At 72.8% G+C, this 25,370-nt stretch carries 21 protein-coding genes; 8 read left to right on the plus strand and 13 right to left on the minus strand.

The features are described 5' to 3' along the window. Positions 1 to 5: 5 nt before the first annotated feature. The 8 genes from sucB to cobT all read right to left on the minus strand — a co-directional run bounded on the left by sucB (position 6) and on the right by cobT (position 10,715). On the minus strand, positions 6 to 1,757 hold the full coding sequence (sucB, locus tag ACWDUZ_RS30550) for a 2-oxoglutarate dehydrogenase, E2 component, dihydrolipoamide succinyltransferase (protein WP_451635041.1): 1,752 nt from the start codon (positions 1,755 to 1,757) through the stop codon (positions 6 to 8). A 63-nt stretch (positions 1,758 to 1,820) separates the two neighbouring features. After that, complete coding sequence (lpdA, locus tag ACWDUZ_RS30555; RefSeq protein ID WP_451635042.1) at positions 1,821 to 3,209, minus strand: dihydrolipoyl dehydrogenase; 1,389 nt, start codon at positions 3,207 to 3,209, stop codon at positions 1,821 to 1,823. A gap of 245 nt (positions 3,210 to 3,454) precedes the next feature. After that, positions 3,455 to 4,981: a leucyl aminopeptidase gene (locus ACWDUZ_RS30560; protein WP_451635043.1), complete on the minus strand. Its 1,527-nt coding sequence runs from the start codon at positions 4,979 to 4,981 to the stop codon at positions 3,455 to 3,457. 310 nt (positions 4,982 to 5,291) lie between these two features. Further along, complete coding sequence (locus ACWDUZ_RS30565) at positions 5,292 to 5,936, minus strand: RDD family protein (protein ID WP_451635044.1); 645 nt, start codon at positions 5,934 to 5,936, stop codon at positions 5,292 to 5,294. An 88-nt stretch (positions 5,937 to 6,024) separates the two neighbouring features. Further along, complete coding sequence (locus tag ACWDUZ_RS30570) at positions 6,025 to 6,798, minus strand: adenosylcobinamide-GDP ribazoletransferase (RefSeq protein WP_451635045.1); 774 nt, start codon at positions 6,796 to 6,798, stop codon at positions 6,025 to 6,027. Between the two features lie 96 nt (positions 6,799 to 6,894). Continuing rightward, a complete protein-coding gene (locus ACWDUZ_RS30575; RefSeq protein WP_451635046.1) occupies positions 6,895 to 7,614 on the minus strand; it encodes a hypothetical protein in 720 nt (239 codons plus the stop codon). Between the two features lie 19 nt (positions 7,615 to 7,633). Then, positions 7,634 to 9,409 carry a phosphatidylglycerol lysyltransferase domain-containing protein gene (locus tag ACWDUZ_RS30580; RefSeq protein WP_451635047.1) on the minus strand — a complete coding sequence of 592 codons (1,776 nt, stop codon included), beginning with the start codon at positions 9,407 to 9,409 and terminating at the stop codon, positions 7,634 to 7,636. 115 nt (positions 9,410 to 9,524) lie between these two features. After that, on the minus strand, positions 9,525 to 10,715 hold the full coding sequence (gene cobT / locus ACWDUZ_RS30585) for a nicotinate-nucleotide--dimethylbenzimidazole phosphoribosyltransferase (protein WP_451635048.1): 1,191 nt from the start codon (positions 10,713 to 10,715) through the stop codon (positions 9,525 to 9,527). Positions 10,716 to 10,904: 189 nt separating this feature from the next. On the opposite strand from cobT, the gene ACWDUZ_RS30590 reads away from it, so the two are divergent. Further along, positions 10,905 to 11,984: a class I SAM-dependent methyltransferase gene (locus ACWDUZ_RS30590; protein ID WP_451635049.1), complete on the plus strand. Its 1,080-nt coding sequence runs from the start codon at positions 10,905 to 10,907 to the stop codon at positions 11,982 to 11,984. Positions 11,985 to 12,012: 28 nt separating this feature from the next. On the opposite strand, the gene ACWDUZ_RS30595 is transcribed toward ACWDUZ_RS30590, so the two are convergent. Next, a complete protein-coding gene (locus tag ACWDUZ_RS30595) occupies positions 12,013 to 13,221 on the minus strand; it encodes a bifunctional adenosylcobinamide kinase/adenosylcobinamide-phosphate guanylyltransferase (protein ID WP_451635050.1) in 1,209 nt (402 codons plus the stop codon). Positions 13,222 to 13,337: 116 nt separating this feature from the next. On the opposite strand from ACWDUZ_RS30595, the gene ACWDUZ_RS30600 reads away from it, so the two are divergent. Continuing rightward, the gene (locus tag ACWDUZ_RS30600; RefSeq protein WP_451635051.1) at positions 13,338 to 13,556 is read left to right on the plus strand and encodes a hypothetical protein; all 219 of its coding nucleotides are present in this window, start codon (positions 13,338 to 13,340) and stop codon (positions 13,554 to 13,556) included. Between the two features lie 117 nt (positions 13,557 to 13,673). Here ACWDUZ_RS30600 and ACWDUZ_RS30605 read toward each other — a convergent pair whose 3' ends face one another. The 3 genes from ACWDUZ_RS30605 to ACWDUZ_RS30615 form a co-directional block, all read right to left on the minus strand. After that, positions 13,674 to 14,816 (minus strand): S1C family serine protease, encoded by a 1,143-nt coding sequence (locus ACWDUZ_RS30605; protein ID WP_451635052.1) that lies wholly within the window; start codon positions 14,814 to 14,816, stop codon positions 13,674 to 13,676. A gap of 78 nt (positions 14,817 to 14,894) precedes the next feature. Further along, a complete protein-coding gene (locus ACWDUZ_RS30610) occupies positions 14,895 to 15,596 on the minus strand; it encodes a methyltransferase domain-containing protein (protein WP_451635053.1) in 702 nt (233 codons plus the stop codon). Between the two features lie 83 nt (positions 15,597 to 15,679). After that, entirely contained in the window at positions 15,680 to 16,279 is a 600-nt protein-coding gene (locus ACWDUZ_RS30615; RefSeq protein ID WP_451635054.1) for a DUF3043 domain-containing protein, read from the minus strand. A gap of 286 nt (positions 16,280 to 16,565) precedes the next feature. Here ACWDUZ_RS30615 and ACWDUZ_RS30620 point away from each other — a divergent pair, with 286 nt between their 5' ends. The 5 genes from ACWDUZ_RS30620 to ACWDUZ_RS30640 all read left to right on the plus strand — a co-directional run bounded on the left by ACWDUZ_RS30620 (position 16,566) and on the right by ACWDUZ_RS30640 (position 23,091). Further along, positions 16,566 to 17,363 carry a PspA/IM30 family protein gene (locus ACWDUZ_RS30620; RefSeq protein WP_451635055.1) on the plus strand — a complete coding sequence of 266 codons (798 nt, stop codon included), beginning with the start codon at positions 16,566 to 16,568 and terminating at the stop codon, positions 17,361 to 17,363. 45 nt (positions 17,364 to 17,408) lie between these two features. Continuing rightward, the gene (gene pspAA, locus ACWDUZ_RS30625) at positions 17,409 to 17,687 is read left to right on the plus strand and encodes a PspA-associated protein PspAA (RefSeq protein WP_451635056.1); all 279 of its coding nucleotides are present in this window, start codon (positions 17,409 to 17,411) and stop codon (positions 17,685 to 17,687) included. Positions 17,688 to 17,764: 77 nt separating this feature from the next. Then, positions 17,765 to 19,060 carry a sensor histidine kinase gene (locus ACWDUZ_RS30630; RefSeq protein ID WP_451635057.1) on the plus strand — a complete coding sequence of 432 codons (1,296 nt, stop codon included), beginning with the start codon at positions 17,765 to 17,767 and terminating at the stop codon, positions 19,058 to 19,060. Continuing rightward, positions 19,057 to 19,740 (plus strand): response regulator, encoded by a 684-nt coding sequence (locus ACWDUZ_RS30635; protein ID WP_451635058.1) that lies wholly within the window; start codon positions 19,057 to 19,059, stop codon positions 19,738 to 19,740. Before ACWDUZ_RS30630 ends, ACWDUZ_RS30635 begins: the two co-directional genes overlap by 4 nt. Positions 19,741 to 19,965: 225 nt before the next feature. Next, on the plus strand, positions 19,966 to 23,091 hold the full coding sequence (locus ACWDUZ_RS30640; RefSeq protein ID WP_451635059.1) for an efflux RND transporter permease subunit: 3,126 nt from the start codon (positions 19,966 to 19,968) through the stop codon (positions 23,089 to 23,091). Positions 23,092 to 23,394: 303 nt separating this feature from the next. Here ACWDUZ_RS30640 and nadA read toward each other — a convergent pair whose 3' ends face one another. Next, on the minus strand, positions 23,395 to 24,579 hold the full coding sequence (gene nadA, locus ACWDUZ_RS30645) for a quinolinate synthase NadA (protein WP_451635060.1): 1,185 nt from the start codon (positions 24,577 to 24,579) through the stop codon (positions 23,395 to 23,397). A gap of 362 nt (positions 24,580 to 24,941) precedes the next feature. Here nadA and ACWDUZ_RS30650 point away from each other — a divergent pair, with 362 nt between their 5' ends. Next, positions 24,942 to 25,298, plus strand: coding sequence for a HesB/IscA family protein (locus ACWDUZ_RS30650; RefSeq protein WP_030181969.1), 357 nt, complete (start codon positions 24,942 to 24,944; stop codon positions 25,296 to 25,298). The last annotated feature ends 72 nt before the right edge of the window (positions 25,299 to 25,370 follow it).

Below are 25,370 nucleotides of genomic sequence, written 5' to 3' on the forward strand. Positions count from 1 at the left end.
GGCGACTACAGGCCCAGCTCGACCTCGAACTCGCCCGCCTCCAGGATGGCCTTGACCGCCGTCAGGTAACGGGCCGCGTCGGCGCCGTCGACCAGGCGGTGGTCGTAGGAGAGGGTCAGGTAGGTCATGTCGCGGACGCCGATGACCGTGCCCTCCTCGGTCTCGATGACGGCGGGGCGCTTGACGGTGGCGCCGATGCCGAGGATCGCGACCTGGCCCGGCGGCACGATGATCGTGTCGAACAGCGCGCCACGCGAGCCGGTGTTGGAGATGGTGAAGGTCGCGCCGGACAGCTCGTCCGGAGTGATCTTGCTGGCCCGGACCTTGCCCGCCAGCTCCGCCGTGGCCTTGGCGATGCCCGCGATGTTGAGGTCGCCGGCCCGCTTGATGACCGGGGTCATCAGGCCCTTCTCGGAGTCCACCGCGATACCGATGTTCTCGGTGTCGAAGTAGGTGATCGTGCCCTCGGCCTCGTTGATCTTGGCGTTGACGACCGGGTGGGCCTTCAGCGCCTGCGCGGCGGCCTTGACGAAGAACGGCATCGGGGAGAGCTTGACGCCCTCACGGGCCGCGAACGCGTCCTTGGCCCGGGCGCGCAGCTTCATCAGACGGGTGACGTCGACCTCGACGACCGACGACAGCTGGGCCTGCTCGTGCAGCGCCTTGACCATGTTGTCGCCGATGACCTTGCGGATGCGGGGCATCTTGACGGTCTGGCCGCGCAGCGGGGAGACCTCGAGCGCCGGGGCCTTCTTGACGGCCGGAGCGGCGGCGGGAGCCGGTGCCGCGGTGGCGGCCTTGGCGGCCTCGGCGGCGGCCAGGACGTCCTGCTTGCGGATGCGGCCGCCGACGCCGGTGCCCTTGACGGTGGCCAGGTCGACGCCGTTCTCCGCGGCGAGCTTGCGCACCAGCGGGGTCACGTACGCGCCCTCGTCGGTCGGCTGGACGGCGGCCGGAGCGGCCGGCGCCGGAGTGACCGGGGCGGGCGCGGGCGCCGGGGCGGGAGCCGCGGGCGCGGCCGGCGCGGCGGGGGCCGGAGCCGGAGCGGCAGGCTGGGCCGGGGCCGCGGGGGCGGCCGGAGCCTCGGCGGCGGGCGCCGGGGCCGGGGCCGGGGCGGCGGCCGGAGCGGCACCCGGGGCGCCGATGACGGCGAGCTTGGCGCCGACCTCGGCGGTCTCGTCCTCGCCGACCACGATCTCCAGGAGCACGCCGGAGGCGGGCGCCGGGATCTCGGTGTCGACCTTGTCCGTGGAGACCTCGAGCAGCGGCTCGTCGGCCTCGACGGAGTCGCCGACGGCCTTCAGCCAGCGGGTGACGGTGCCCTCGGTGACGGACTCGCCGAGCGCGGGCAGGACCACGTCCGTGCCCTCGGCGCCACCGGCCGGAGCGGCGGCGGGGGCCGGGGCGGCGGCGGGGGCCGGGGCGGCCGGTGCCTCGGCGACCGGGGCCGGGGCGGGCTCGGCGGCCGGAGCCGGGGCCTCGGCGGCGGCCGGGGCCGGAGCCGCGGCCGGGGCGCCGGTGCCGTCGTCGATGACGGCCAGCTCGGCGCCGACCTCGACCGTCTCGTCCTCGGCGACCTTGATGGAGGACAGCACACCGGCGGCGGGGGAGGGGATCTCGGTGTCGACCTTGTCGGTCGAGACCTCGAGCAGCGGCTCGTCGGCCTCGACGCGCTCGCCCTCGGCCTTCAGCCAGCGGGTGACAGTGCCCTCGGTGACGCTCTCACCGAGCGCCGGAAGGGTTACGGAAACCGCCATGGTTTCGGTTGCTCCTTAACGAAGTGCGGAAGTCTGTGTCGTCGCGCCCGAAGACTGAAGGCGTCAGTCGTGGGAGTGCAGGGGCTTGCCGGCCAGGGCCAGGTGGGCCTCGCCGAGCGCCTCGCTCTGCGTCGGGTGGGCGTGGATGAGCTGGGCCACCTCGGCCGGCAGGGCCTCCCAGTTGTAGATGAGCTGGGCCTCGCCGACCTGCTCGCTCATGCGGTCGCCGACCATGTGGACGCCGACCACGGCGCCGTCCTTGACCTGGACGAGCTTGATCTCACCCGCGGTCTTCAGGATCTTGCTCTTGCCGTTGCCCGCCAGGTTGTACTTGAGAGCGACGACCTTGTCCGCGCCGTAGATCTCCTTGGCCTTGGCCTCGGTGAGGCCGACGGAGGCGACCTCCGGGTGGCAGTACGTCACCCGCGGCACACCGTCGTAGTCGATCGGGACGGTCCGCAGACCGGCCAGGCGCTCCGCCACCAGGATGCCCTCGGCGAAGCCGACGTGCGCGAGCTGGAGCGTGGGGACCAGGTCACCGACGGCGGAGATGGTCGGGACGTTGGTGCGCATGTACTCGTCGACGAGGACGTAGCCGCGGTCCATGGCGACCCCGGCCTCCTCGTAGCCCAGGTTCTGGGAGACCGGGCCGCGGCCGACGGCGACGAGCAGCACCTCGGCCTCGAACACCTTGCCGTCCGCGAGGGTGACCCGGACGCCGTCCTGGGTGTACTCGGCCTTCTCGAAGAAGGTGCCCAGGTTGAACTTGATGCCGCGCTTGCGGAAGGCGCGCTCCAGCAGCTTGGAGGAGTTCTCGTCCTCGACCGGGACCAGGTGCTTGAGGCCCTCGATGACCGTGACGTCGGTGCCGAAGGACTTCCAGGCGGAGGCGAACTCGACACCGATCACGCCGCCGCCCAGGATGATCGCGGACTTCGGCACGCGGTCCAGGACCAGGGCGTGGTCGGAGGAGATGATGCGGTCGCCGTCGATCTGGAGACCCGGCAGGGACTTCGGCACGGAACCGGTCGCCAGGAGGACGTGGCGGCCCTGGATCCGCCGGCCGCCCACGTCCACGGAGGTCGGGGAGGACAGCCGGCCCTCACCCTCGATGTAGGTGACCTTGCGGGAGGCGACGAGACCCTGCAGGCCCTTGTACAGGCCGGAGATCACCTCGTCCTTGTACTTGTGGACCGCCGGGACGTCGATGCCCTCGAAGGTGGTCTTGACACCGAACTGCTCGCTCTCGCGGGCCTGGTCGGCGATCTCGCCCGCGTGCAGCAGGGCCTTGGTGGGGATGCAACCCCGGTGCAGGCAGGTACCGCCGACCTTGTCCTTTTCGATCAGGGCGACGTCCAGGCCCAGCTGTGCCCCGCGCAGGGCCGCGGCGTAACCACCGCTGCCACCGCCGAGGATCACTAGGTCGAAAACGGTGCTGGCGTCGTTCGCCACGTCACGTCCTCCATGCATGTGCGCCGTGCGCCGGTCGTCGCTGACCGGTCGGCGGCTGGTGTCCGGCCGCTCGTTCTTCGGCCCTTGGGTGGGGCCCTGTCCTGCCGACGCCCATCTTCGCACTTGTCGGGAGTGGACGAGACGCGGGGCCGGGGTGTGAGACATACCACCCGGTTGCCGCAACCGGACGAAACGGCCCCGAGTGCGAGGCGCACCCGGGGCCGTCACGGCAAGAGGACGAACCTTTAACCGAGGTCACCCGCGGCCGTCAGTTCGGCGAGCCGGACCAGCGTGCGCACCGCCGAGCCCGTGCCGCCCTTGGGCGTGTAGCCGAAGGGACCCTGCTCGTTGAAGGCGGGACCGGCGATGTCCAGGTGCGCCCAGGTGATGCCCTCGCCGATGAACTCGCGCAGGAACAGACCGGCGACCAGCCCGCCGCCCATGCGCTCGCCCATGTTGGCGATGTCGGCGACCGGCGAGTCCATGCCCTTGCGCAGGTGCTCGGGCAGCGGCATCGGCCAGGCCTCCTCGCCGACCTCGGCGGCGGCCTCGTGGATCGAGGTGCGGAACGCCTCGTCGTTCGCCATGATCCCGAAGGTGCGGTTGCCGAGCGCCAGCACCATCGCGCCGGTCAGGGTCGCCACGTCCACGAGCGCGTCGGGCTTCTCCTGCGAGGCGGCCCACAGCGCGTCCGCCATCACCAGGCGGCCCTCGGCGTCGGTGTTGAGCACCTCCACCGTCTTGCCGCTGAGCATGCGCAACACGTCACCCGGGCGGGTGGCGGAACCGGAGGGCATGTTCTCGGCGAGCGCCAGCCAGCCGGTGACGTTGACCTCCAGGCCGAGGCGGGCGGCCGTGACGACGGCGGCGAACACCGCGGCGGCGCCGCTCATGTCGCACTTCATCGTCTCGTTGTGGCCGGCCGGCTTGAGGGAGATGCCGCCCGAGTCGTAGGTGATGCCCTTGCCGACCAGCGCCAGGTGCTTCTTCGCCTTCGCGTTGGTGTACGACAGCTTCACCAGTCGCGGCGCCGACGCCGAGCCGGAGCCCACGCCCAGGATGCCGCCGTAGCCGCCCTTGGCGAGCGCCTTCTCGTCGAGCACCTGCACCTTCAGGCCGTGCGCCTTGGCCGCGTCCTGGGCGACGGCGGCGAACGCGGCCGGGTTCAGGTCGTTCGGCGGGGTGTTGATCAGGTCGCGGGCGCGGTTGAGCTCCTCGGAGACGGCCGTGGCGCGCTCGATCGCCGCCTTGTAGGCCTTGTCGCGGGGCTTGCCGCCGAGCAGCACGACGTCGGCGAGGGGCGCCTTGCCGTTCGAGGACTTCGCGTCCTTGCCGTTCTCCTTGTAGGTGTCGAACGAGTACGCGCCGAGCAGCGCGCCCTCGGCGACCGCGCCGGCGTCGGCGGCGTCCGTCAGCGGCAGCAGGAAGCCGGCCTTCTTCGACCCGGCCAGGGTGCGGGCGGCCACACCGGCGGCCCGGCGCAGCGTCTCGCCCTCGTAGCCGGCGTCCTTCCCGGGCTCCGCGCCGAGGCCCACCGCCAGCACGAGCGGGGCCTTGAAACCGGACGGCGCGGGCACCTTGGTCACCTCGCCCTCGGCACCGGAGGCGCCGAGGGTCTCCAGGACGTCGGCGAGCTTGCCGTCGAACGCCTTGTCGACGGCCTCGGCGCCCGGTGCGACGACCGGGCCCTTGGTGCCCTTGGCGACGCCGACGACGATCGCGTCGGCCCGCAGGCCGGGCGCCCCGGCGGTGCTGAGAGTGAGAGCAGTCACGGTGGTGAAATCTCGCTTCCCTGTAAAAGGTGATGTGGCCGAATGCGGGTGGGGTCGACCGTCCCGACGACCGACCCTAGATCCCTCCTGCGGTGCGGTCTTCACCCGGGCGGGCAAACACCCGGCACGAGCCTACGCGCGTTGCTCCGTCGACCGTGTCCCGCGGGTCGGCCCGGCGGCGGCGTCGCCGTCGGCCACCGGGCCCCGCGCTTCACGCCCGCGGGCGGTCCGAGGAACCAACTCCCGTTCCCGCGAGGGCGATCGGCGGTGATCATCGGGCGCGCGTTCCGGCGCGTCACCCGGCCGCTGCTCAGGAAGCGCCGACCGGGGGCGTGGCCCCGGGCGCGCTGCATTCCGCCGGCCCGGTGGGCGTCCGGGGCCCGGGCCCGAGCCCGAGTCCGGTGACCGCCGTACCCGCCACCCGGTCGGCCAGGGACCGCCGGCCGGGGAGGAGCACCGGCAGGGCGTTGAACAGGAAGACCAGTACGGCCACCGCCCACACCAGCACCGACAGCAGGAACTGCCCCTCGACCAGCAGCACGCAGGCCACGGCGTAGACGGCGACGTCGGCGGAGGTGGTGACGGCGGCGCGGGCGGCGGCCCGGCGGGCCCTGCGCGGGGTGACCTTCAGCCCCAGCAGCCCCTTGCCGACGGTGCGCCCGGCAAGGGCCAGGCACCCCCACTGGTAGAGGAAGGTGGCCGGCACCAGCAGCCCGAACGCCTCCTCCACGTACAGCACCACCTTGTCCCACAGCGACAGTCCGAGGTGCTCCGAGGCGCCGATGACGTCGCCGCGCGAGGTCAGCAGGTCCAGGCCGCCGCGAGTGGCGAGTTCGGGCACGTCGGTGACGAGCGCGGACATCCGGTGGAAGGTGAGCACGGCGAGCACGCAGGCCGCCGCGACCACCAGTGCGAAGTCGATGAACCAGGCCACGGCACGGCGCAGCTTCGGCACGGACGTCCCCCGATCACGTCACTGTCTGTCCGGCCGCTCAGGCTAGTGCTGTGGCCGGGGCCGGCCGAAGGGATCGGCGGAGATCGTTTCAGCCCAGTGACAGAAGGACCAGGGCGCTGGTGGCCGCCGCCTCCGCGAGGGCGCCGAAGACATCGCCGGTCACGCCGCCGAGGCGGCGCGTGCAGTGGCGCAGGAGAAGCTCGGCGACGAGCAGGGCGGCGATCACCGCGCCCGCCGCGAGCAGCGCGGCGCGCATCCCGAGGCCGGCTCCCGCGGCGCCGGCCGCACCCGTGACGACGAGCACGGCCGCCAGCGCGCCGGGCACCGGGACCACCCCCGCGACGGCCGCCCCCAGCCCCTCCGGCCGGGCGGCCGGCACCCCGCGGCGCGCGGCCAGGGTCAGCGCCAGCCGGGCGGCGGTCGCCGCGACGACGGCGGCCAGCGCTCCGTGCGCCCACGAGTCGCCGTAGGCCCGCGCCAGGGCGGCCAGCTGCGTGAGCAGCACGAGCACGAGGGTGATCACCCCGAAGGGGCCGATGTCCGACTGCTTCATGATCCGCAGCGCGTCCTCGGCGGGCTTGCCGCTGCCGAGCCCGTCGGCGGTGTCGGCGAGACCGTCCAGGTGCAGACCGCGGGTCAGTACGGCGGGCACGGCTGCGGTGGCGACGGCGGCGAGGAGCGGACCGGCGCCGAGGAACAGCGTCACCAGACCCGCCACGGCGGCGGCCACGCCGACGACGAGCCCGGCGACCGGCGCGCAGAGCATGCCGCCGCGCGCCGCGCCGCGGTCCCAGCGGCTCACCCGGACCGGAAGGACGGTCAGCGTCCCGAAGGCGAACCGGAGACCGTGCAGCGCGGGCATCCGCGAGGACGGCACGGAGGACGGGGGCGGGGAGGCGGAAGGCGACGACGGAGACGCGGGGGACGAGGGGGAGGAAGGCGCGGACACGCGGGCAGGTTACGGGACGCGCGCCGGACCCGGCTCGGGTGGCGGGACCCGGCGGCGCCGCCCGTACGGCCAACGGAGTCGTACGGCGGACAGCGCGCACATCAGCGCCACGGCCGCGAGCGCCACCAGATGCTCCCGGCCCGCCAGGTTCTCCTTCAGCGCCACCTCGACCGCCATCGCCGCGGCCACCGCGGCCGCCGTGACACGGGCGCCGTAACGCCACCCGAGGTACACCGCGAGCCCCACCACCGCCGCGGACGGACCGGTGTCCAGCACGTGCGCGTCGGTGCGGGGCAGGCCCAGCGGACGGCCCGGGCCGAGCGCGATGCCCAGTCGCGCGTACAGGGTGCCGGCGAGGGTGGCGGTGTAGGCGACGGCGAGGGTGCGCCGCCGGCCCAGGCAGATCTCGGCGACGCCGAACACGCCCAGGATCTGTGCCAGTGCCCCGTACACCGGCAGGTCGGGGGCCGGCACGAACAGCGACAGGGGGGTGCGCAGCAGGCACAGCCAGAGCGGGTCCTCGGCGCGTACGGACCCGAGGCCCTGGACGAGGCCGTGGCCCCAGGGCTGGTGCTGCGCGTACCGGAACAGCGCCGTCAGGCACACCGCGGCGAGCGTCATCGGGGCCGCCCGCAGACGGCGCCGCAGCAGCGGCTCGCGCACGGCGTCGTACAGCAGCCCCCATTCGGCGCGGGACCAGCGGGCGAGTGCCCAAGCGGGTGTTCTCATCACGTCGTCCTCGGCGTCCTCAGCGCGGTGTCTCCAGGCGCCGGCGGTACGGCCACCCGGGCAGCACCGGCGCGCCGGGCCCCGCCGCCAGGAAGCCCTCCGCGCGGGCCGCCGCGAGGCCGATGCGCGGCAGGTCCGCGCTCTTCTCGAAGAGCAGGAACCGCGGCTCCCAGACGGGCCGGTACTTGGCGTTGGCGCGGTACAGCGACTCGATCTGCCACCAGCGGGAGAAGAAGCTGAGCAGCGACCGCCACAGCCGCAGCACCGGTCCGGCCCCCAGGCGCGCGCCGCGCTCGAAGACCGAGCGGAACACGGCGAAGTTGAGGGACACCTGGGTGACCTGGATGTCCCGGGCGCGACGCAGCAGTTCGAGCACCATGAACTCCACCAGCCCGTTCTCCGCGTGCCGGTCGCGGCGCATCAGGTCGAGGGAGAGCCCGTGCGGCCCCCACGGCACGAAGGAGAGCAGCGCCTTCAGGTCGCCGTGGGCGTCGTGGCATTCCAGCATCACGCACTGTCCGTCCTCGGGGTCACCGAGCCGGCCCAGCGCCATGCTGAACCCGCGCTCGGTGGCCCCGTCCCGCCAGTCGTCCGCTCGTTGGATCAGATACGCCATCTCGTCCGCGGGGATGTCCTCGTGCCGCCGCACGCGCACCGTGTACCCGGCCCGCCGCACACGGTTGCGGGCCTGCCGCACGGTGCGCATGGCCCGGCCCTCCAGGGTGAACTCGGCGACGTCCACCACGGCCTCGTCGCCGAGTTCCAGGGCGTCCAGCCCGTGCCGGGCGTAGACCGTGCCCGCCTCCTCGCTCGCGCCCATCACCGCCGGGATCCAGCCGTGCGCCCGCGCCTGGTCCAGCCAGGGGCCGATGGCGCCGGGCCAGGCCTCGGGGTCGCCGAGGGGGTCACCGGAGGCGAGACTGACGCCGCCCACCACGCGGTAGGCGACGGCCGCCTTGCCGGTGGGCGACCAGATGACGCTCTTCTCGCGGCGCAGCGCGAAGTAGCCGAGCGAGTCCCGCTCGCCGTGGCGCTGGAGCAGCTCCCGCAGCCGCTTCTCGTCGTCCGCGGAGAGCGGGTCGACGGCGCGCCGGGAGCGGAAGGCGGCGTAGAGCACGGCGAGGACGAGGGCGGTGGACAGCGCGTTGACGGCGACGTTCACCCAGGTGGGGGTGGCGACGTGGGGGAAGCGGGCCTCCGGCGCGGCGACCGAGACCAGCCGCAGCGTGCCGTAGTGCCAGCGCTGGAGGAACGTCGAACGGGCCGCGTCGGGCGCCTGGTTGGTGACCGTCACCAGCAGTGCGGCCAGCAGTGAGGCCGCAAGAGCGCCGCCCCCGGCGACGGCGGCGGCCAGGCGGGGGTTGGCGCGGTCGCCCTTGGCGTAGAACTCGCGCCGCCCGAGCAGCAGCGCGGCGACGAAGGCGGCGGTCAGCCCCAAGGAGACCCAGTTCTGCGCGGAGCCGCGGACCTCCGGGAACGCCGCATGGGCGAACACGAACAGCGCCAGGAACGACCCGCTCAGCCCGAGGTTCAGGATCCAGGCGGCCCGCTTGCGGCGGCGCATGGTGACGGCCAGGAACGCGGTGAAGACGCCGGAGGCGAAGCCGGCGGTGAGCAGATACGGAGTGAAGAGGTTCTGCTGGTTGTGCCGCCGCACGTCCTGGCCCAGGGAGACCCACACCGCGCTCAGGAAGTTGACGAACGTGGCGGCCCGCAGGTACCAGACGGCGAACACGGCGGCCCGCCGGGCGCTCGTGCCACCGGGACGGACGGGTGCGACTCGGGCATCTCCCATGAAGATTGATCATATGGGGGCTCTTGCGACGAACATCCGTTTTGTCGACGGCCCGTCATCGCAAGAGCGGGCAAGGGAGGTGCGGCACCCGGCACGTCGCCGGACAGGCCCCGCGTCAGTCCGAGCCGTGCTCGGCCGCGCCCCCGTCGGCCTTCACCTCTTCGGCCTCCTCGCGCGCGGTGTCGTCGGGGGCGGCCTCCGCCTTCGCGGCCTCCTCGGCTCCTTCGGTCTCCTCCCCGGCCTTCTCGTCCGGCTCCTCGGCGGTGGCCTCGGGAAGCTCCGCCGCCAGTGCCGCCGCGGCCTGGACCAGCGGGAGCGCCAGCATCGCGCCCGCACCCTCGCCGAGGGTCACCTTGTGGTCGAGCAGCGGCTCCAGCGCCATCCGGTCCAGGGCCTTGGCCTGGCCCGGCTCCCCGCTGCTGTGCCCCGCGAGCCACCAGTCCGGCGCGCGGAACGCCACCCGTTGCCCCACCAGGGCGCACGCGGCCGAGACCACACCGTCCAGGATCACCGGCAGCTTGCGCACGGCACACTGCAACAGGAACCCCGTCATCGCGGCCAGATCGGCCCCGCCCACCGTCGCCAGCAGCCGCAACTGGTCCCCGAGCACGGGCCGGGCCCGCCGCAGCGCGTCCCGGATCGCGGCGCACTTGCGCATCCACGCCAGGTCGTCGATCGGCTGACCGCCGCGCCCGGTGACCACGGACGCGTCCGTCCCGCACAGCGCGGCGATCAGCACGGCCGCCGCGGTGGTGCCGCCCACGCTGACGTCACCCAGCACCACCAGGTCCGTACCGGAGTCGGCCTCCTCGTCGGCCACCGCGACGCCGGCCCGGAACGCCTCCTCGGCCTCCTGAAGGGTCAGCGCGTCCTCGACGTCGATGCGTCCGCTGCCCCTCCGCACCCGGTGCCGTACCACGTCCCCGGGCAGCGCGTCGGGCGCGCAGTCCAGGGCCATGTCCACCACCCGCACCGGCACCCCGAGCCGCCGGGCCAGCACGGACACCGGCCGGCCGCCCTCCAGGACCGCCCGCACCAGCCGCTCGGCACTGCCCGCGGGCCGCGCCGAGACGCCGAGTTCCGCGACCCCGTGGTCGCCGGCGAAGAGAATCACCCGTGGCCGGTCGACCGGCCGCACCGGCACGGCCCCCTGCGCCGCGGCCAGCCACTCACCCAGGTCGTCGAGGCGCCCCAGCGCACCGGGCGGCACGATCTGACGCTCCCGGCGCGCCTCGGCAGCACGGCGCGTGCCGCCGTCCGGACGCTCGATCAGATCGGTGAAGTCGTCGAGATTCAGCGAGCTCATTCGCCGAACAGTACCGGCCCCGGTGGAACGCGCCCGAGCCACGTCGCCACCACACCCGTACGGCGTCTTCCCGGCCGGGATCCCGATCTCATACGTTCCCTTTGCCGTGATTCGTCGTGGTGGGCCACCGGCATCGGGTCGCGCGGGCCGGCGGCCCACCACGCCCTCTCGCCCCACCGGGAGCCGCCCATGCCGCCCCTGCCGTACGCCTCGCGGGCCTTCGACCCGCACCGGATCGTGTACGCCACCGAACTCGCCCAGGGCATCGACCGGTTCCACGAGCCGCGCCGCGAGAGCTGCCCCTGGTGCGGCTCGGCCCGGCTGCGCACCCGGCTGCGCGCGCCGGACCTGCTCCAGCACAAGCCGGGCCGGTTCGCGCTCGACCAGTGCGAGGACTGCGGGCATGCCTTCCAGAACCCCCGGATCACCTGGGAAGGGATGGCCTTCTACCGCCGGGACCTGGACGAGACCGGTCCCGGCGCACTCCCGCACCAGGTGCTCGCCGCCCACCGGCACCGGCGCCGCCACCGCACCGACGCGCACCTGATGCGCAACGTGGGGGAACCGGAGAGCTGGCTGGACGTCGGCACGGGCCACGGCCACTTCCCGGCGGCGGCCCGCGAAGTGTTCCCGTACACCTCCTTCGACGGGCTCGACCCGTCCCCGCGCGTGGAGGCGGCCCGCGCGGCCGGACGGATCGAGGAGGCCCACATCGGCCATCTGGCCGACCCGCACATCGCGGGCCGCCTGCGCGGCCGCTACGACGTGGTCAGCGTCTTCCACCACCTGGCGCACGCCCCCGACCCGCGCGCGGAACTGCGCGGCGCCCTCGACGCACTGCGGCCCGGTGGCCACCTCCTCGTCGAACTCCCCGACCCGCGCAGCCTGTTCGCTCTGCTGCTGGGCAAGTGGTGGCTGCCCCACGGCCAGCCGCGCCACCTGCACCTGCTGCCCCTGCACAACCTCCGCGCGGAACTGGAGTCCGCCGGCTGCACGATCCTCGTCACCGACCGCCGCACCCCCCACACCCCCGACGACCTGTCGGCGGCCCTCGCGCTGGCCCTCGCCCACGCCCTGCCTGCCCCCGACGCCCCCTGGCGCGAGAGCCCGCCGGGCCCCCTGAGCCGCGCCCTGCGAGCGGTCCTCTCCACCGCCACCACCCCCCTGGTCGCCGCGGCGGCGGCCGCGGACCTCCTCCTCTCCCCGCTCCTGCGCCGCACCCCGGGTCTCTCCAACGCGTACCGGATCGTGGCCCGCAGAGACGCATAGCCGCACCGGGCGGCGCCCCGGCCGCGGCTCAGCCCCGCAGCACCAGCGCCTGGCCCGCCACCACCAGCAGCACCTGCTCGCACTCCGCGGCGAACGCCACGTTCAGGCGGCCGAGCTCGTCACGGTAGCGACGACCCGACGCGCTGGCCGGGACGATGCCGGAGCCCACCTCGTTGGAGACCGCGACCACCGTCCGGCGGCTCGCCCGGACCGCGTCCGTCAGCTCGGCCACGCGCTCCCGCAGGGCCCGCTCGCCGCCGCCCGCCCACTCGGCGTCGTCCCAGGCGCCGACGGAGTCCATCGCGTCCGTCAGCCACAGCGACAGACAGTCGATCAGCAGCGGCGGACCGTCCTCCGCCAGGAGCGGCACCAGGTCGCAGGTCTCGGCCGTACGCCAGGAGCCCGGCCGCCGGTCCCGGTGCGCGGCGACCCGGGCCGCCCACTCGGTGTCCCCGCTGCGGGTGCCGCCCGTGGCCACGTACAACACGCCGGGGAAGGTCTCCAGCCGCCGCTCGGCCTCCACCGACTTCCCCGACCGGGCGCCACCCAGCACCAGCGTGCGCCGCGGCACGTCCGGTACGTCCTCGTACGCACCGACCGTCAGCGTGGTGCCGTCCGGCACCGCCCGCGCCCCGGCCGCCGCGAGCCGCCGCCGCAGCTCCGGCCCCGCCGGCACGTCATGGTCCAGGTGGACGGCGAGGACGTCCGTGGCCGGGCCCGCCGCGCCGACCGCCCGGAGCCTGGCCAGGGCGTCCGGCCGCCCCACGACGTCCGCCAGGACCATGTCGTACGGCCGCGCCGTGTCGGTGTCCTCCTCCAGTCCGGCCGGCGCGCCGCCCGGTGGCAGGTACAGCAGCCGGCGTCCGTCCGGCCCGGTCACCGCGTACCCCGTGCCCGGCGCGTCCAGCGCCACGGCCCGCACCCGATGCCCCGTCGGCAGCGTCAGCTCGCGTCCGTCCGGTGCCCGGCCCGGCTGGGGCAGCCCGGCCGGCACCTCGACGGCGGGCCCGTCGTGCGGATGCGACAGCAGCACCTGCCGCACGCCGCTCAGCGACGTGCCCGCGCGCGCCGCCGCCAACGCCGCGCCCGGCGTCAGGTCCAGCAGCACCGCCCCGTCCACGAGCAGCGCCGTCGCCGCGCGCGTATACGCGCCGAGGGCCGTCGCGCAGGCCGCGCAGGGGCAGTGGGGGCGGGGCAGTCCCGCGGGGGCACCGGTACCGAGCAGAGTCACGTCCACGGACCCGATTTTCCCGGGTCACCGCAGGTCTCGCGCATCCAGCACTAGGCTGCGGGCAGGAGCCGGACCAAGATCCGGCTCCCGCTGTGGAGTGTGCTCATACCAGGGAGGCGTACATGGCGGCATGGACGTGGCGGTTCGAGACGGCCGACGGGACGGAGGTCCAGCCCGCGGTGCAGCCCGAGGAGTTCACCACGCAGGGCGACGCCGAGTCCTGGATCGGCGAGAACTGGAAGGCCCTGCTCGACGGCGGCGCCGACCAGGTGCGGCTGTTCGAGGACTCCACGGAGATCTACGGCCCGATGAGCCTGCACGCCGAAGGCGCCCAGGAGTAGCCGCACGCGCGGGGGAGGGGCGGTCACCGGCGGCCGCCCCTCGCCCCCTTCCCGTACGGCTGCCCACGGCTCTCGGGTCACCATGGCTCCTCACGTCCCCCGTCGCTTCCCGGCGGCTCACTGCTCGCCCAGCGTGACCTCGACCGTCTTCTCGACGCCGTCGCGCACGTACGTCACCTTCGTCTTCTGACCCGGCTTGTCGGACGCCAGCGCCTCCGACAGGGAGGTCGTCGTCGTGATGTCCGTGTCACCGAGCCGGGTGATGACGTCCCCGGGCCGGATGCCCGCCTTCTCCGCCGCGCCGCCAGACCTCACCTCGACCACGGCGACCCCGGCGGGCTGGTAGGAGGCGTCGACGACGGTGCGTCCGGTGATGCCCAGCGCCGCCCGTCCGGAGTCGACGACCTTGCCGTACTTCACGATCTGGCCGGCGATCGTCTTCACCGTCGACGCCGGGATCGCGAAGCCGATGCCGGGCGCCGCGCTGCCGCCGAGCTGCGGATCGGTGGCGGCGAGCGTCGGGATGCCGATGACCTCACCGTTCAGGTTGACCAGCGCGCCGCCGCTGTTGCCCGGGTTGATCGCGGCCGACGTCTGCACCATGTTGGCGATCGTGGCCCCGGTGCCGCCGTCGCTCTGCCCCTCGCTCACGGTCCGCCCGGTCGCCGACACGATCCCCTGGGTCACGCTCGACGACAGTCCGAGCGGCGAACCCATGGCCAGGACGATCTGCCCGACCTCCACCTTGTCCGTGTCGCCGAGGGTGGCCGCCTTCAGTCCGGGCGGCACCTTGTCCAGCTTGACCACGGCGAGGTCCTGTTCCGGGTAGGAGGAGACCAGCGTCGCGGCGAACGGCTGCTCGCTGCCCGCCGTGGTGACACGGAACTGCTTCGAGTTCCCGACCACGTGCGCGTTGGTGACGATGTGCCCCTTGTCGTCGTACACCACGCCCGACCCCAGCTCACCGCCGGTCTGGATCTGTACCACCGACGGCAGTACGTCCTTGATCACCCGCTGGTACGCCGCCTGGAGGTCCCCGGCGGTCGACGGCGCGGCCGCCTGCCGTTCCCCGATGGTGTCCTTCGTGCCCGAGGCCGTGGCCCCCTCAGGAGTCGACGAGCCGGTGCAGCCGGACAGCAGCGCGGCACAGAAGATCACGGCGACGGCGAACGGAACGGCCGGCCGGACGGCACGGCGGGAACGGGCAGGCTGGGAACGGGCACGGCGGGAACGGGCACGGCGGGAACGGGAAACGTCCATGCACCGAGTCTCAGGGCGGGGTCCACACCCGGCTTGCCGGGCTCACCCGAAAGAGCGGATCGACGACGGACAGCGGCCTCAGCCGCGCACCCCGCACAGATGCAGCAGCGCCGCGACCGCGCGATACGGGTCGGTGCGCCCGGCCCGCTCCTCCGCCGCCAGCAGCGTCTCCACGTCGGCCGGAGGCCGGGCATCGTCCGCCGCCAGGTCCGTGAAGACCCGCACCCCGTACCAGGCGTGCAACGGTGCCCCGATCCCGCCGAGCGTCGCCGTCAGATCGGCGAGCCGATCCGCCCGCACATCCAGCCCCAACCGGTTCCGGTAGGCCGTCGTGTCGAACGCGGCCAGCGCCCCCGGCCAGTCGCCGGACAGTCCCGGCCGCAGCGCCAGCGCGTCACCGTTGCGCACCAGCAGCGACAGCAGCCCGCCCGGCGCGAGCATCCGGGCCAGCCCCGCCAGCAACGGATCGGGCTCCTCGACGTACATCAGCACGCCGTGGCAGAGCACCACGTCGAAACTGCCCGGCAGGAAGTGGACCCCGGTGTCCTGGCCGTCGGCCTCGACGATCCGCATCCGGGCCCTGATGCCCTGCGGCTCGACGGCCAGCGCCGCACGGGCCACGGAGATCATCTCCGGGTCGCGTTCCAGGCCGGTCACCTGGTGCCCGGCCCGTGCCAGCCGCAGCGCCTGCGTGCCCTGCCCCATTCCCACGTCGAGCACCCGCAGCCGCTGCCCGACCGGGAACCGCCCGGCTATCTGCTCGTCGAGCTGCCGGGCCACCAGCTCCTGCCGTACGACGTCACGCAGCCGGCCCAGCCCGTCCAGCCAGGCCTCGGCCGCACCCCCGGTGAAAGGCTCCGCGCTCAGGGCCGCTCTCCGCGCTTGACCTGCGGCTTCGGCAGCCGGAGCCGGCGCATCTGGAGGGAGCGCATCAGGGCGTAGGCGACCGCGCCCCGCTTGTTCTCGTCCGGGAAGCGCTCGGCGAGCCGCTTCCTCAACCGGAAAGCGTTGCCGATCGAGTCGAGCACGATCAGCACGATCACCACGAGCCACAGCAGCAGCGCCAGGTTCTGCAGATAGCCCACCCGCACCATGCTCAGCACCAGGATGACGACGGCCATCGGCAGGAAGAACTCCGCGATGTTGAACCGGGAGTCGATGAAGTCACGGGCGAACCGGCGCACCGGGCCCTTGTCGCGGGCCGGCAGGTAGCGCTCGTCGCCACTGGCCAGCGCCTGGCGCTGCCGCTCCATCTGGGTGCGGCGCTCCTCGCGCTGCCGCTTGGCGGCCTCCTTGCGTGTGGTCGGCGTGTTGGCGACGCTGCGGCGTTGGGCCTGGGCCTCACTGCGCTTCGGCGTGGGGCGGCCCTTGGGAGCCTGCGGGTCACGGGTCTGCTTGGAGAAGTTCACCGGCGCCTTGTCGGCGGCCGGGGCCTTCTCTTCCTTGGCACGGCTACGGAACACAAAACCCAAGGGTAAGGGCTTGACCCGCATGGACCCCAGCCCCGCGGGGAACGATCCGGCAACACCGGTCGTCTTCAAAGGGACAGACGGGGACGTCACGCACGCGGCCGTCCGCGGTTGCCCGGGGGTCACCTACTCCCTACGCCGGAGCGGAATCGTGCGCAGTCGTCCTTGGGGATGACCGCATCCGTTCCCGAACAGTGCGGTAATGGATGCAGGGCCCGTACTGTGGGTTCTGTCGCAGAGCTGTGAGCTGGAGTCCGTCAGAAGGGGGCGCGCGAAGCCCATGAGCGGTGTCATGAAGCGTATGGGGATGATCTTCCGCGCGAAGGCGAACAAGGCCCTTGACCGGGCCGAGGACCCGCGCGAAACCCTCGATTACTCGTACCAGAAGCAGCTGGAGCTGCTGCAGAAGGTGCGGCGCGGCGTCGCCGACGTGGCGACCAGCCGCAAGCGCCTGGAGCTCCAGCTCAACCAGTTGCAGCAGCAGTCCGGCAAGCTGGAGGACCAGGGCCGCAAGGCGCTCGCGCTGGGCCGCGAGGACCTGGCCCGCGAGGCGTTGTCCCGCAAGGCCGCGCTGCAGCAGCAGGTGACGGACCTCGAGACGCAGCACGCGACCCTCCAGGGCGAGGAGGAGAAGCTCACCCTGGCCGCCCAGCGCCTCCAGGCCAAGGTCGACGCCTTCCGCACCCGCAAGGAGACGATCAAGGCCACCTACACCGCCGCCCAGGCGCAGACCCGGATCGGCGAGGCGTTCTCCGGCATCTCCGAGGAGATGGGCGACGTCGGCCTGGCCATCCAGCGCGCCGAGGACAAGACCGCCCAGCTCCAGGCCCGCGCCGGCGCCATCGACGAGCTGCTCGCCTCCGGTGCCCTGGACGACCCCACCGGCATGGCCAAGGACGACATCGCCGCCGAGCTGGACCGGATCTCCGGTGGTACGGATGTGGAGCTGGAACTGCAGCGCATGAAGGCGGAGCTGGCCGGCGGCTCGTCCGGCGACCGGCAGGCCATCGAGGGCGGCCAGGGCCAGGCGCAGCCCCAGCAGCAGCCGCAGGACACACCCCGCTTCGACAAGCAGTAGACCCACTCACCGACAGCCGGGGCCCACGCCGCCGAGGAGGGCGACATGATCGTACGGATCATGGGAGAGGGACAGGTGAGGCTGGCCGACGGCCACCTCGCCGAGCTCGACAAACTGGACGAGGAACTGCTGGCCGAGATGGAGAACGGCGACGGCCCCGGCTTCCGCCGTACCCTGCACAGCCTGCTCTCCAAGGTCCGTGAACTGGGCGAACCCCTGCCGGACGACTCCCTGGAACCGTCCGAACTGATCCTGCCGTCCCCGGACGCCAGCCTCCAGGAGGTACGCGACCTGCTCAGCGACGACGGCCTGATCCCTGGGTGACCATCCCGTCCGGGGACGTCCCCTCCGCGGCGGGTGCGCGGAGCGTGCCGCACGAGCACCCCGTACCCTTCGCAGGCGTGACCACCTCGTTCGAGCGCGCCCGCTGCCGGATCAAGGCGCACCCGTTCGCCCTGGACGCGGCCCTCGCGGTCGCCGTCCTCGCGTGCATGGTGGTCGGGTCCTTCGCGGACCCGCGCGGGCACAACGGCGTCAACTGGGCCGTGCGCCGCCCGGAGCTGCTCAGCCTCGTCCTGATGACCGTCGGCGCCGCGGCGCTGGTGCTGCGCCGCCGTGCCCCACGCACGGTCCTCGCCGTCACCGGCACCGTCTCCCTGATCGAGTGCGTCACCGGCGACCCGCGGGCCCCCGTCGCCATGTCCGCCGTAGTCGCCCTCTACACCGTCGCCGCCACCACCGACCGCCCCACCGCCTGGCGTCTGGGCCTGACCACGATGACCGTGCTGACCGGCGCCGCCATGCTCGACGGGACGCTGCCCTGGTACGCCCAGGAGAACCTCGCCATCTTCGCCTGGACCGGTATGGCCGCCGCCGGCGGTGACGCCGTACGCAGCCGCCGCGCCTTCGTCCGCGCCATGCGGGAGCGCGCCGAGCGCGCCGAACGCACCCGCGAGGAGGAGGCACGCCGGCGCGTCGCCGAGGAGCGGCTGCGCATCGCCCGCGACCTGCACGACGTGGTCGCCCACCACATCGCCCTGGTCAATGTGCAGGCCGGGGTCGCCGCGCACGTCATGGACAAGCGCCCCGACCAGGCCAAGGAGGCACTCGCCCACGTCCGGGAGGCCGGCCGGTCCGCGCTGAACGAACTGCGCGCCACCGTCGGACTGCTCCGGCAGTCCGACGATCCGGAGGCCCCCACCGAACCCGCCCCCGGCCTGCACCGCCTGGACGAACTCGTCGGCACCTTCCGCAGCGCCGGCCTGCACGTCGAGGTCGCCCGCGCCGACGAGAGCACGACCCTGCCCGCCGCCGTCGACCTGGCCGCGTTCCGCATCGTCCAGGAAGCCCTGACCAACGTGCAGAAACACGCCGGCGGCCGGGCCCGGGCCGAGGTCAGCGTCGTACGCGTCGGGCCGGACGTCGAGATCACCGTCCTGGACGACGGCGCCGGCACCGCCGCCGGTCAGACCCCCGCCGGCGGTGGCGGCCACGGACTGCTGGGCATGCGGGAGCGGGTCACCGCACTCGGTGGCACCCTCAGCACCGGCCCCCGCCACGGCGGCGGCTTCCGCGTCCATGCGATCCTGCCCGTCCAGGCCCGTAGCACCATCAGAACCGGCACCGGCGCGGCCGACGGCGACAGCGCCGCCACCGGCACCCGTGACCACACCCGCGCCCCGGGGGACGCCGCATGACGATCCGTGTCCTGCTCGCCGACGACCAGGCCCTGCTGCGCAGCGCCTTCCGCGTGCTGGTCGACTCCGAGCCCGACATGGAGGTGGTCGGCGAGGCGTCCGACGGCGCCGAGGCCGTGCGCCTGGCGGAGGAGCGGCGCGCCGACGTCGTCCTGATGGACATCCGCATGCCGGGCACGGACGGCCTGGCCGCCACCCGCCTGATCAGCGCCGAACCGGCGCTCGCCGACGTCCGTGTGGTCATCCTGACCACCTTCGAGGTGGACGACTACGTGGTGCGGGCGCTGCGCGCGGGCGCCTCCGGGTTTCTCGGCAAGGGCAGCGAGCCCGAGGAACTGCTCAGCGCCATCCGGATCGCCGCCCAGGGGGAGGCACTGCTGTCCCCGGCCGCCACCAAGGGCCTCATCGGGCGCTTCCTCGCGCAGGGCGATGCCGCGGACGACGGCCGCGACCCGGCCCGCTCGGAACGGCTGGACGCGCTGACCGTGCGCGAGCGCGAGGTGCTCGTCCAGGTCGCCGGCGGACACTCCAACGACGAGATCGCCGAACGTCTCCGGGTCAGCCCGCTCACCGTGAAGACCCACGTCAACCGGGCGATGGCCAAGCTCGGCGCCCGGGACCGGGCGCAACTGGTCGTCATCGCCTACGAGTCCGGGCTGGTGCGGCCCAGGGCCGACTGAGCCGCCGCCGCACCCGCTCCGTCCGAGGGTGGAGTGCACTCCACCCGGGCGTACTGCGCCAGGAGTAGGCGCGCGGCGGGGAAATGGACCAGGGGGCTACGGAACGGCCGGTGCCGATGCCGGAAGGTGTAGGGGTGGGCGCGTCTGCGCGCCCGTGCCGCGTTCGGCAGCTCACCGCCGCTCACCGACGTTCCCGGACGTCCACTGGAAGAGAGACCCTGACCCATGTCCTGGCTGTCCAGATTCAGCCTCGCGCAGCGGGCCCTGATCGGACTGATGTCGATCGTCGCGCTCGTCTTCGGCGCGATCGCCGTCCCCCAGCTCAAACAGCAGCTGCTGCCCAGCATCGAGCTTCCCATCGTGTCCGTGCTGGCCCCCTACCAGGGCGCGTCCCCGGACGTGGTGGAGAAGCAGGTCGTCGAGCCGCTGGAGGACAACCTCAAGGCCGTCGACGGCATCACCGGCGTCACGTCCACGGCGAGCGAGGGCAACGCCGTGATCACGGCGTCCTTCGACTACGGCAACGGCACCCAGCAGCTCGTCGCCGACGTGCAGCAGGCCGTCAACCGGGCTCGCGCCGGGCTCCCCGACGGCGTCGACCCGCAGGTGATCGCCGGTTCGACGGACGACATCCCGACCGTGGTCCTGGCCGTCACCTCCGGCAAGGACCAGCAGGCGCTCGCCGACCAGCTCGACAGGACGGTCGTGCCGGCCCTGAGGAACATCGACGGCGTCAGCCAGGTCACCGTCGACGGCGTACGGGACCTTCAGGTCACCGTCACCCCTGACGACGCCAGGCTCGCGCGGGCCGGTCTCACCTCCGCCGACCTGACGCAGGCCCTCCAGGCGGGCGGCGCCACCGTCCCGGCCGGCTCCTTCGACGAGGGCGGAGCCAACCGCACGGTGCAGGTCGGCGGCGGCTTCACCTCGCTGCAGCAGATCCAGGACCTGATGGTCACCGGTCAGGGCGGCGCCGCTCGAAGCGGCGCCCCGAAGAAGCCGGTCCGCCTCGGTGACGTCGCCGACGTGAAGCAGGAGCCGGCCAAGGCCGACTCCATCACCCGCACCGACGGCCGGCCGAGCCTCGCCGTCGCCGTCACCATGGACCACGACGGCAGCGCGGTCGCGATCTCGGACGCGGTCAAGGACAAGCTGCCCGAGCTGCGCAAGGACCTCGGCGCCGACGCGAAGATCACCACGGTCAGCGACCAGGGCCCGGCCGTCGCCAAGTCCATCCACGGACTGACCACCGAGGGCGCGCTCGGCCTGCTCTTCGCGGTCCTGGTCATCCTGGTCTTCCTGGCCTCGGTCCGCTCCACGCTGGTCACCGCGGTGTCGATCCCGCTGTCCGTCGTCCTGGCCCTGCTGGTGCTGTGGACCCGTGACCTGTCGCTGAACATGCTGACGCTGGGCGCGCTGACCATCGCCATCGGCCGGGTCGTCGACGACTCGATCGTCGTCCTGGAGAACATCAAGCGTCATCTCGGCTACGGCGAGGAGCGGCACGAGGCCATCCTGAACGCGGTGCGCGAGGTGGCCGGCGCGGTGACCTCCTCCACGCTCACCACGGTCGCCGTGTTCCTGCCGATCGGCCTGGTCGGCGGGATGGTGGGCGAGCTGTTCGGCCCGTTCAGCATCACGGTCACCGCCGCACTGCTGGCCTCGCTGCTGGTGGCGCTGACGGTCGTCCCCGTGCTGTCGTACTGGTTCCTGCGCGCGCCGAAGGGCACGCCCGCCGAGGCCGACGAGGCCCGCCGCCGGGCCGAGGAGAAGGAGGCGAACAGCCGCCTCCAGCGCCTCTACGTCCCCGTCCTGCGCTTCGCCACCCGCCGCCGCCTGACCAGCGTGCTGATCGCGGTGGTCGTGCTGGTCGGCACCTTCGGCATGACGCCGCTGCTGAAGACCAACTTCTTCGACCCCGGCGACCAGAAGGTCCTCACCGTCAAGCAGGCGCTGAAGCCCGGCACCAGCCTGGCCGCGACCGACGCCCAGGCGAAGAAGGTCGAGAAGCTGCTCGCCGGGACCAAGGGCGTCAAGGACTACCAGGTGACGGTCGGCTCCTCCGGCTTCATGGCCGCCTTCGGCGGCTCCACGGACACCAACCACGCCTCGTACCAGGTGATGCTGGAGGACTCCGCGTCGGCCGACGACGTCCGCGAGGACATCGAGAACGGCTTGCACAAGCTGTCCGGCATCGGCACGACCACGGTCAACGCCGGCGACGGCTTCGGCGACCAGGACCTGAAGGTGGTCGTCAAGGCGTCCGACGCGAACGTGCTGCGCCAGGCGTCGGAGCAGGTCCGCGGGACCGTCGCGGGCCTGGACGACGTCACCGACGTCACCAGCGACCTCTCCCAGAGCGTGCCGCGCATCTCGGTGCGCGCCAACGACAAGGCGGCGGCGGCCGGCTTCACCGACCAGACCCTCGGCATGGCCGTCGCCCAGTCCGTCAAGGGCACCACGGCCGCCAAGGCGACCCTGCACGACACCGAGCGGAACATCGTCATCAGGTCGGCCGAGCCCGCCGACACACTGGCCCAGCTGAAGAAGCTCCGGCTCGGTTCGGTGAAGCTGGGCGACATCGCGACCGTCGAGCTGGTCGACGGCCCGGTCTCGATGACCCGTATCGACGGTCAGCGCGCGGCGACCATCACCGCCAAGCCGACCGGCGACAACACCGGCGCGGTGAGCACCGAGCTCCAGTCGAGGATCAAGGCCCTGAAGCTCCCCGCGGGCGCCACGGCCGAGATCGGCGGGGTCACCTCCGACCAGGACGACGCGTTCAAGAATCTGGGCCTGGCCATGCTGGCGGCGATCGCGATCGTCTTCATGCTCCTGGTCGCGACGTTCCGCTCGCTCGCCCAGCCGCTGATCCTGCTGGTCTCGATCCCCTTCGCGGCCACGGGCGCCCTCGGCCTCCTGATCGCCACCGGTACCCCGATGGGCGTCCCCGCCATGATCGGCATGCTGATGCTGATCGGCATCGTGGTCACCAACGCGATCGTCCTGATCGACCTGATCAACCAGTACCGCAAGCAGGGCTACGGCGTCGTCGAGGCCGTGGTGGAAGGCGGCCGCCACCGCCTGCGCCCGATCCTGATGACGGCCCTGGCGACGATCTTCGCCCTGCTCCCGATGGCCCTCGGGGTCACCGGCGAGGGCGGCTTCATCGCCCAGCCCCTGGCGGTGGTCGTGATCGGCGGCCTGATCACCTCCACCCTGCTGACCCTCCTCCTGGTCCCGACGCTCTACGCGATGCTGGAACTCCGCAAGGAGCGCCGCGCCAAGAAGCGCGCGGCCAAGCGCGAGGCGAAGTCGGAGACGGAGGAGCTGGAGCCGGCGAGGGTCTGACGTCGGGTGACGGCGCGAACGGCCGGGTCTGCCGCACGGGCAGCCCGGCCGTTTTTCTCAGGCCTTCAGGCGGTCAGCTCGCTCCAGTCCCACGCGCGATCGAACATGGTCGACGGCTTCGGGATGCTGCGGTGCTCGGGGCGTGCCACGGGCGCCTCCCCTGCTTCCGGCCTGTGTCAGAGACGTGTTTCTGAGAAGTACATCTCTGAAGAACGCGCTCGCAGCCCCGAAGACATGCGCCGGGTACGGCGGTGCCCCGGCCGGTGGGTGGTCCGGCCGGGGCACCGCGCTGAGACGTACGTCCTACGGCAGCGCCAGCATGCGCTCCAGGGCCAGCTTCGCGTAGGCCTCCGTCTCCTTGTCGACCCGGATGCGGTTGACGAGGTTGCCCTCGGCCAGGGACTCCAGGGCCCAGACCAGGTGGGGGAGGTCGATGCGATTCATGGTGGAGCAGAAGCAGACCGTCTTGTCGAGGAAGACGATCTCCTTGCCCTCCGGAGCGAAACGGTTCGCCAGGCGGCGTACCAGGTTCAGCTCCGTGCCGATGGCCCACTTGGAGCCGGCCGGGGCCGCCTCCAGGGTCTTGATGATGTACTCCGTGGAGCCGACGTAGTCGGCCGCGGCCACCACCTCGTGCTTGCACTCGGGGTGCACCAGGACGTTGACGCCGGGAATGCGCTCGCGGACGTCGTCGACCGAGTCCAGGCTGAAGCGGCCGTGGACCGAGCAGTGGCCCCGCCAGAGGATCATCTTGGCCGCGCGCAGCTCCTCGGCGGTCAGCCCGCCGTTCGGCCGGTGCGGGTTGTAGACGACGCAGTCCTCCAGGGACATGCCCATGTCCCGCACCGCCGTGTTGCGGCCCAGGTGCTGGTCGGGCAGGAACAGGACCTTTTCGCCCTGCTCGAAGGCCCACTCCAGGGCCCGGTTCGCGTTCGACGACGTGCAGATGGTGCCGCCGTGCTTGCCCGTGAACGCCTTGATGTCGGCGGAGGAGTTCATGTAGGAGACGGGGACCACCTGCTCGGCGACCCCGGCCTCCGTCAGGACGTCCCAGCACTCCGCCACCTGTTCGGCCGTCGCCATGTCGGCCATGGAGCAGCCGGCCGCGAGGTCCGGCAGGACGACCTTCTGGTCGTCGGACGTCAGGATGTCCGCGGACTCCGCCATGAAGTGCACGCCGCAGAACACGATGTACTCGGCCTGCGGCCGGGCGGCTGCGTCCCGGGCCAGCTTGAAGGAGTCGCCCGTGACGTCGGCGAACTGGATGACCTCGTCGCGCTGGTAGTGGTGGCCCAGCACGAAGACCTTGTCCCCGAGCTTCTCCTTGGCCGCGCGGGCGCGCGCCACGAGGTCCGGGTCGGAGGGGGAGGGGAGTTCGCCGGGACACTCCACACCGCGCTCGCTCTTCGGGTCGGCCTCGCGGCCGAGCAGCAGCAGGGCGAGGGGCGTCGGCTGTACGTCGAGCTCCTGGGTTTGGGCGGTGGTCACGACACGCACCCTTTCTACTTTTCGTCGAACTGACGCTATCTATCATAACCGCTTCACGTCACTTTGACGATGGCGATTGTGTCCATGTGACGTGAATCCCGACACGCGTCCGCCGCCCGCCGGGCGCGCATCCGGCGGGCGGCCCGGCCCGTAACAGGCCCGCCCGGCGCCCGCCCGGCGTCGGCGTTGTCGCGTGCGTCGCTTCGTCCACAGGTCGCTGTCGGCCGTCCGGCGCATGTGCGAGCATGAAGGCGACGAGCTTGGACAAGAGAAAAAGCATGTGCTCGGCCCGGAATGAATCCGCGGCCCTGCCGGTTGCACTCGTCGGCAAGCAGTCTCCGTACAACCCGGGAGAGATGTAGATGTCCGTATCGGACGAGACCACCACCGTCACCGACGGCATCATCCTGACCGACGCCGCCGCGTCGAAGGTCAAGGCCCTGCTCGACCAGGAAGGCCGTGACGACCTCGCCCTGCGCGTCGCCGTCCAGCCCGGCGGCTGCTCCGGCCTGCGCTACCAGCTCTTCTTCGACGAGCGCTCCCTCGACGGCGACGTCAAGAAGGACTTCGGCGGCGTCAAGGTCGTCACCGACCGCATGAGCGCTCCGTACCTGGGCGGCGCCACCATCGACTTCGTGGACACCATCGAGAAGCAGGGCTTCACGATCGACAACCCGAACGCGACGGGCTCCTGCGCCTGCGGCGACTCCTTCAGCTGACCGGCCCGGCCGGAACCCACCGGCACGACCGCGTGACGCGAGAGGCGGCGACCCCCATGACGGGGGCCGCCG

The organism is Streptomyces sp. NPDC003393, from assembly GCF_053589015.1.

Coding starts and splice junctions, on each gene's coding strand:
- cobT (WP_451635048.1), bottom strand. CDS start 10,715: ATGAGCTCGCTGAATCTCGACGACTTCACCGATCTGATCGAGCGTCCG.
- pspAA (WP_451635056.1), top strand. CDS start 17,409: ATGATCGTACGGATCATGGGAGAGGGACAGGTGAGGCTGGCCGACGGC.
- ACWDUZ_RS30650 (WP_030181969.1), top strand. CDS start 24,942: ATGTCCGTATCGGACGAGACCACCACCGTCACCGACGGCATCATCCTG.
- ACWDUZ_RS30635 (WP_451635058.1), top strand. CDS start 19,057: ATGACGATCCGTGTCCTGCTCGCCGACGACCAGGCCCTGCTGCGCAGC.
- ACWDUZ_RS30590 (WP_451635049.1), top strand. CDS start 10,905: ATGCCGCCCCTGCCGTACGCCTCGCGGGCCTTCGACCCGCACCGGATC.
- ACWDUZ_RS30570 (WP_451635045.1), bottom strand. CDS start 6,798: ATGCCCGCGCTGCACGGTCTCCGGTTCGCCTTCGGGACGCTGACCGTC.
- ACWDUZ_RS30580 (WP_451635047.1), bottom strand. CDS start 9,409: ATGGGAGATGCCCGAGTCGCACCCGTCCGTCCCGGTGGCACGAGCGCC.
- ACWDUZ_RS30620 (WP_451635055.1), top strand. CDS start 16,566: ATGAGCGGTGTCATGAAGCGTATGGGGATGATCTTCCGCGCGAAGGCG.
- ACWDUZ_RS30600 (WP_451635051.1), top strand. CDS start 13,338: ATGGCGGCATGGACGTGGCGGTTCGAGACGGCCGACGGGACGGAGGTC.
- ACWDUZ_RS30605 (WP_451635052.1), bottom strand. CDS start 14,816: ATGGACGTTTCCCGTTCCCGCCGTGCCCGTTCCCGCCGTGCCCGTTCC.
- ACWDUZ_RS30575 (WP_451635046.1), bottom strand. CDS start 7,614: ATGAGAACACCCGCTTGGGCACTCGCCCGCTGGTCCCGCGCCGAATGG.
- ACWDUZ_RS30640 (WP_451635059.1), top strand. CDS start 19,966: ATGTCCTGGCTGTCCAGATTCAGCCTCGCGCAGCGGGCCCTGATCGGA.
- sucB (WP_451635041.1), bottom strand. CDS start 1,757: ATGGCGGTTTCCGTAACCCTTCCGGCGCTCGGTGAGAGCGTCACCGAG.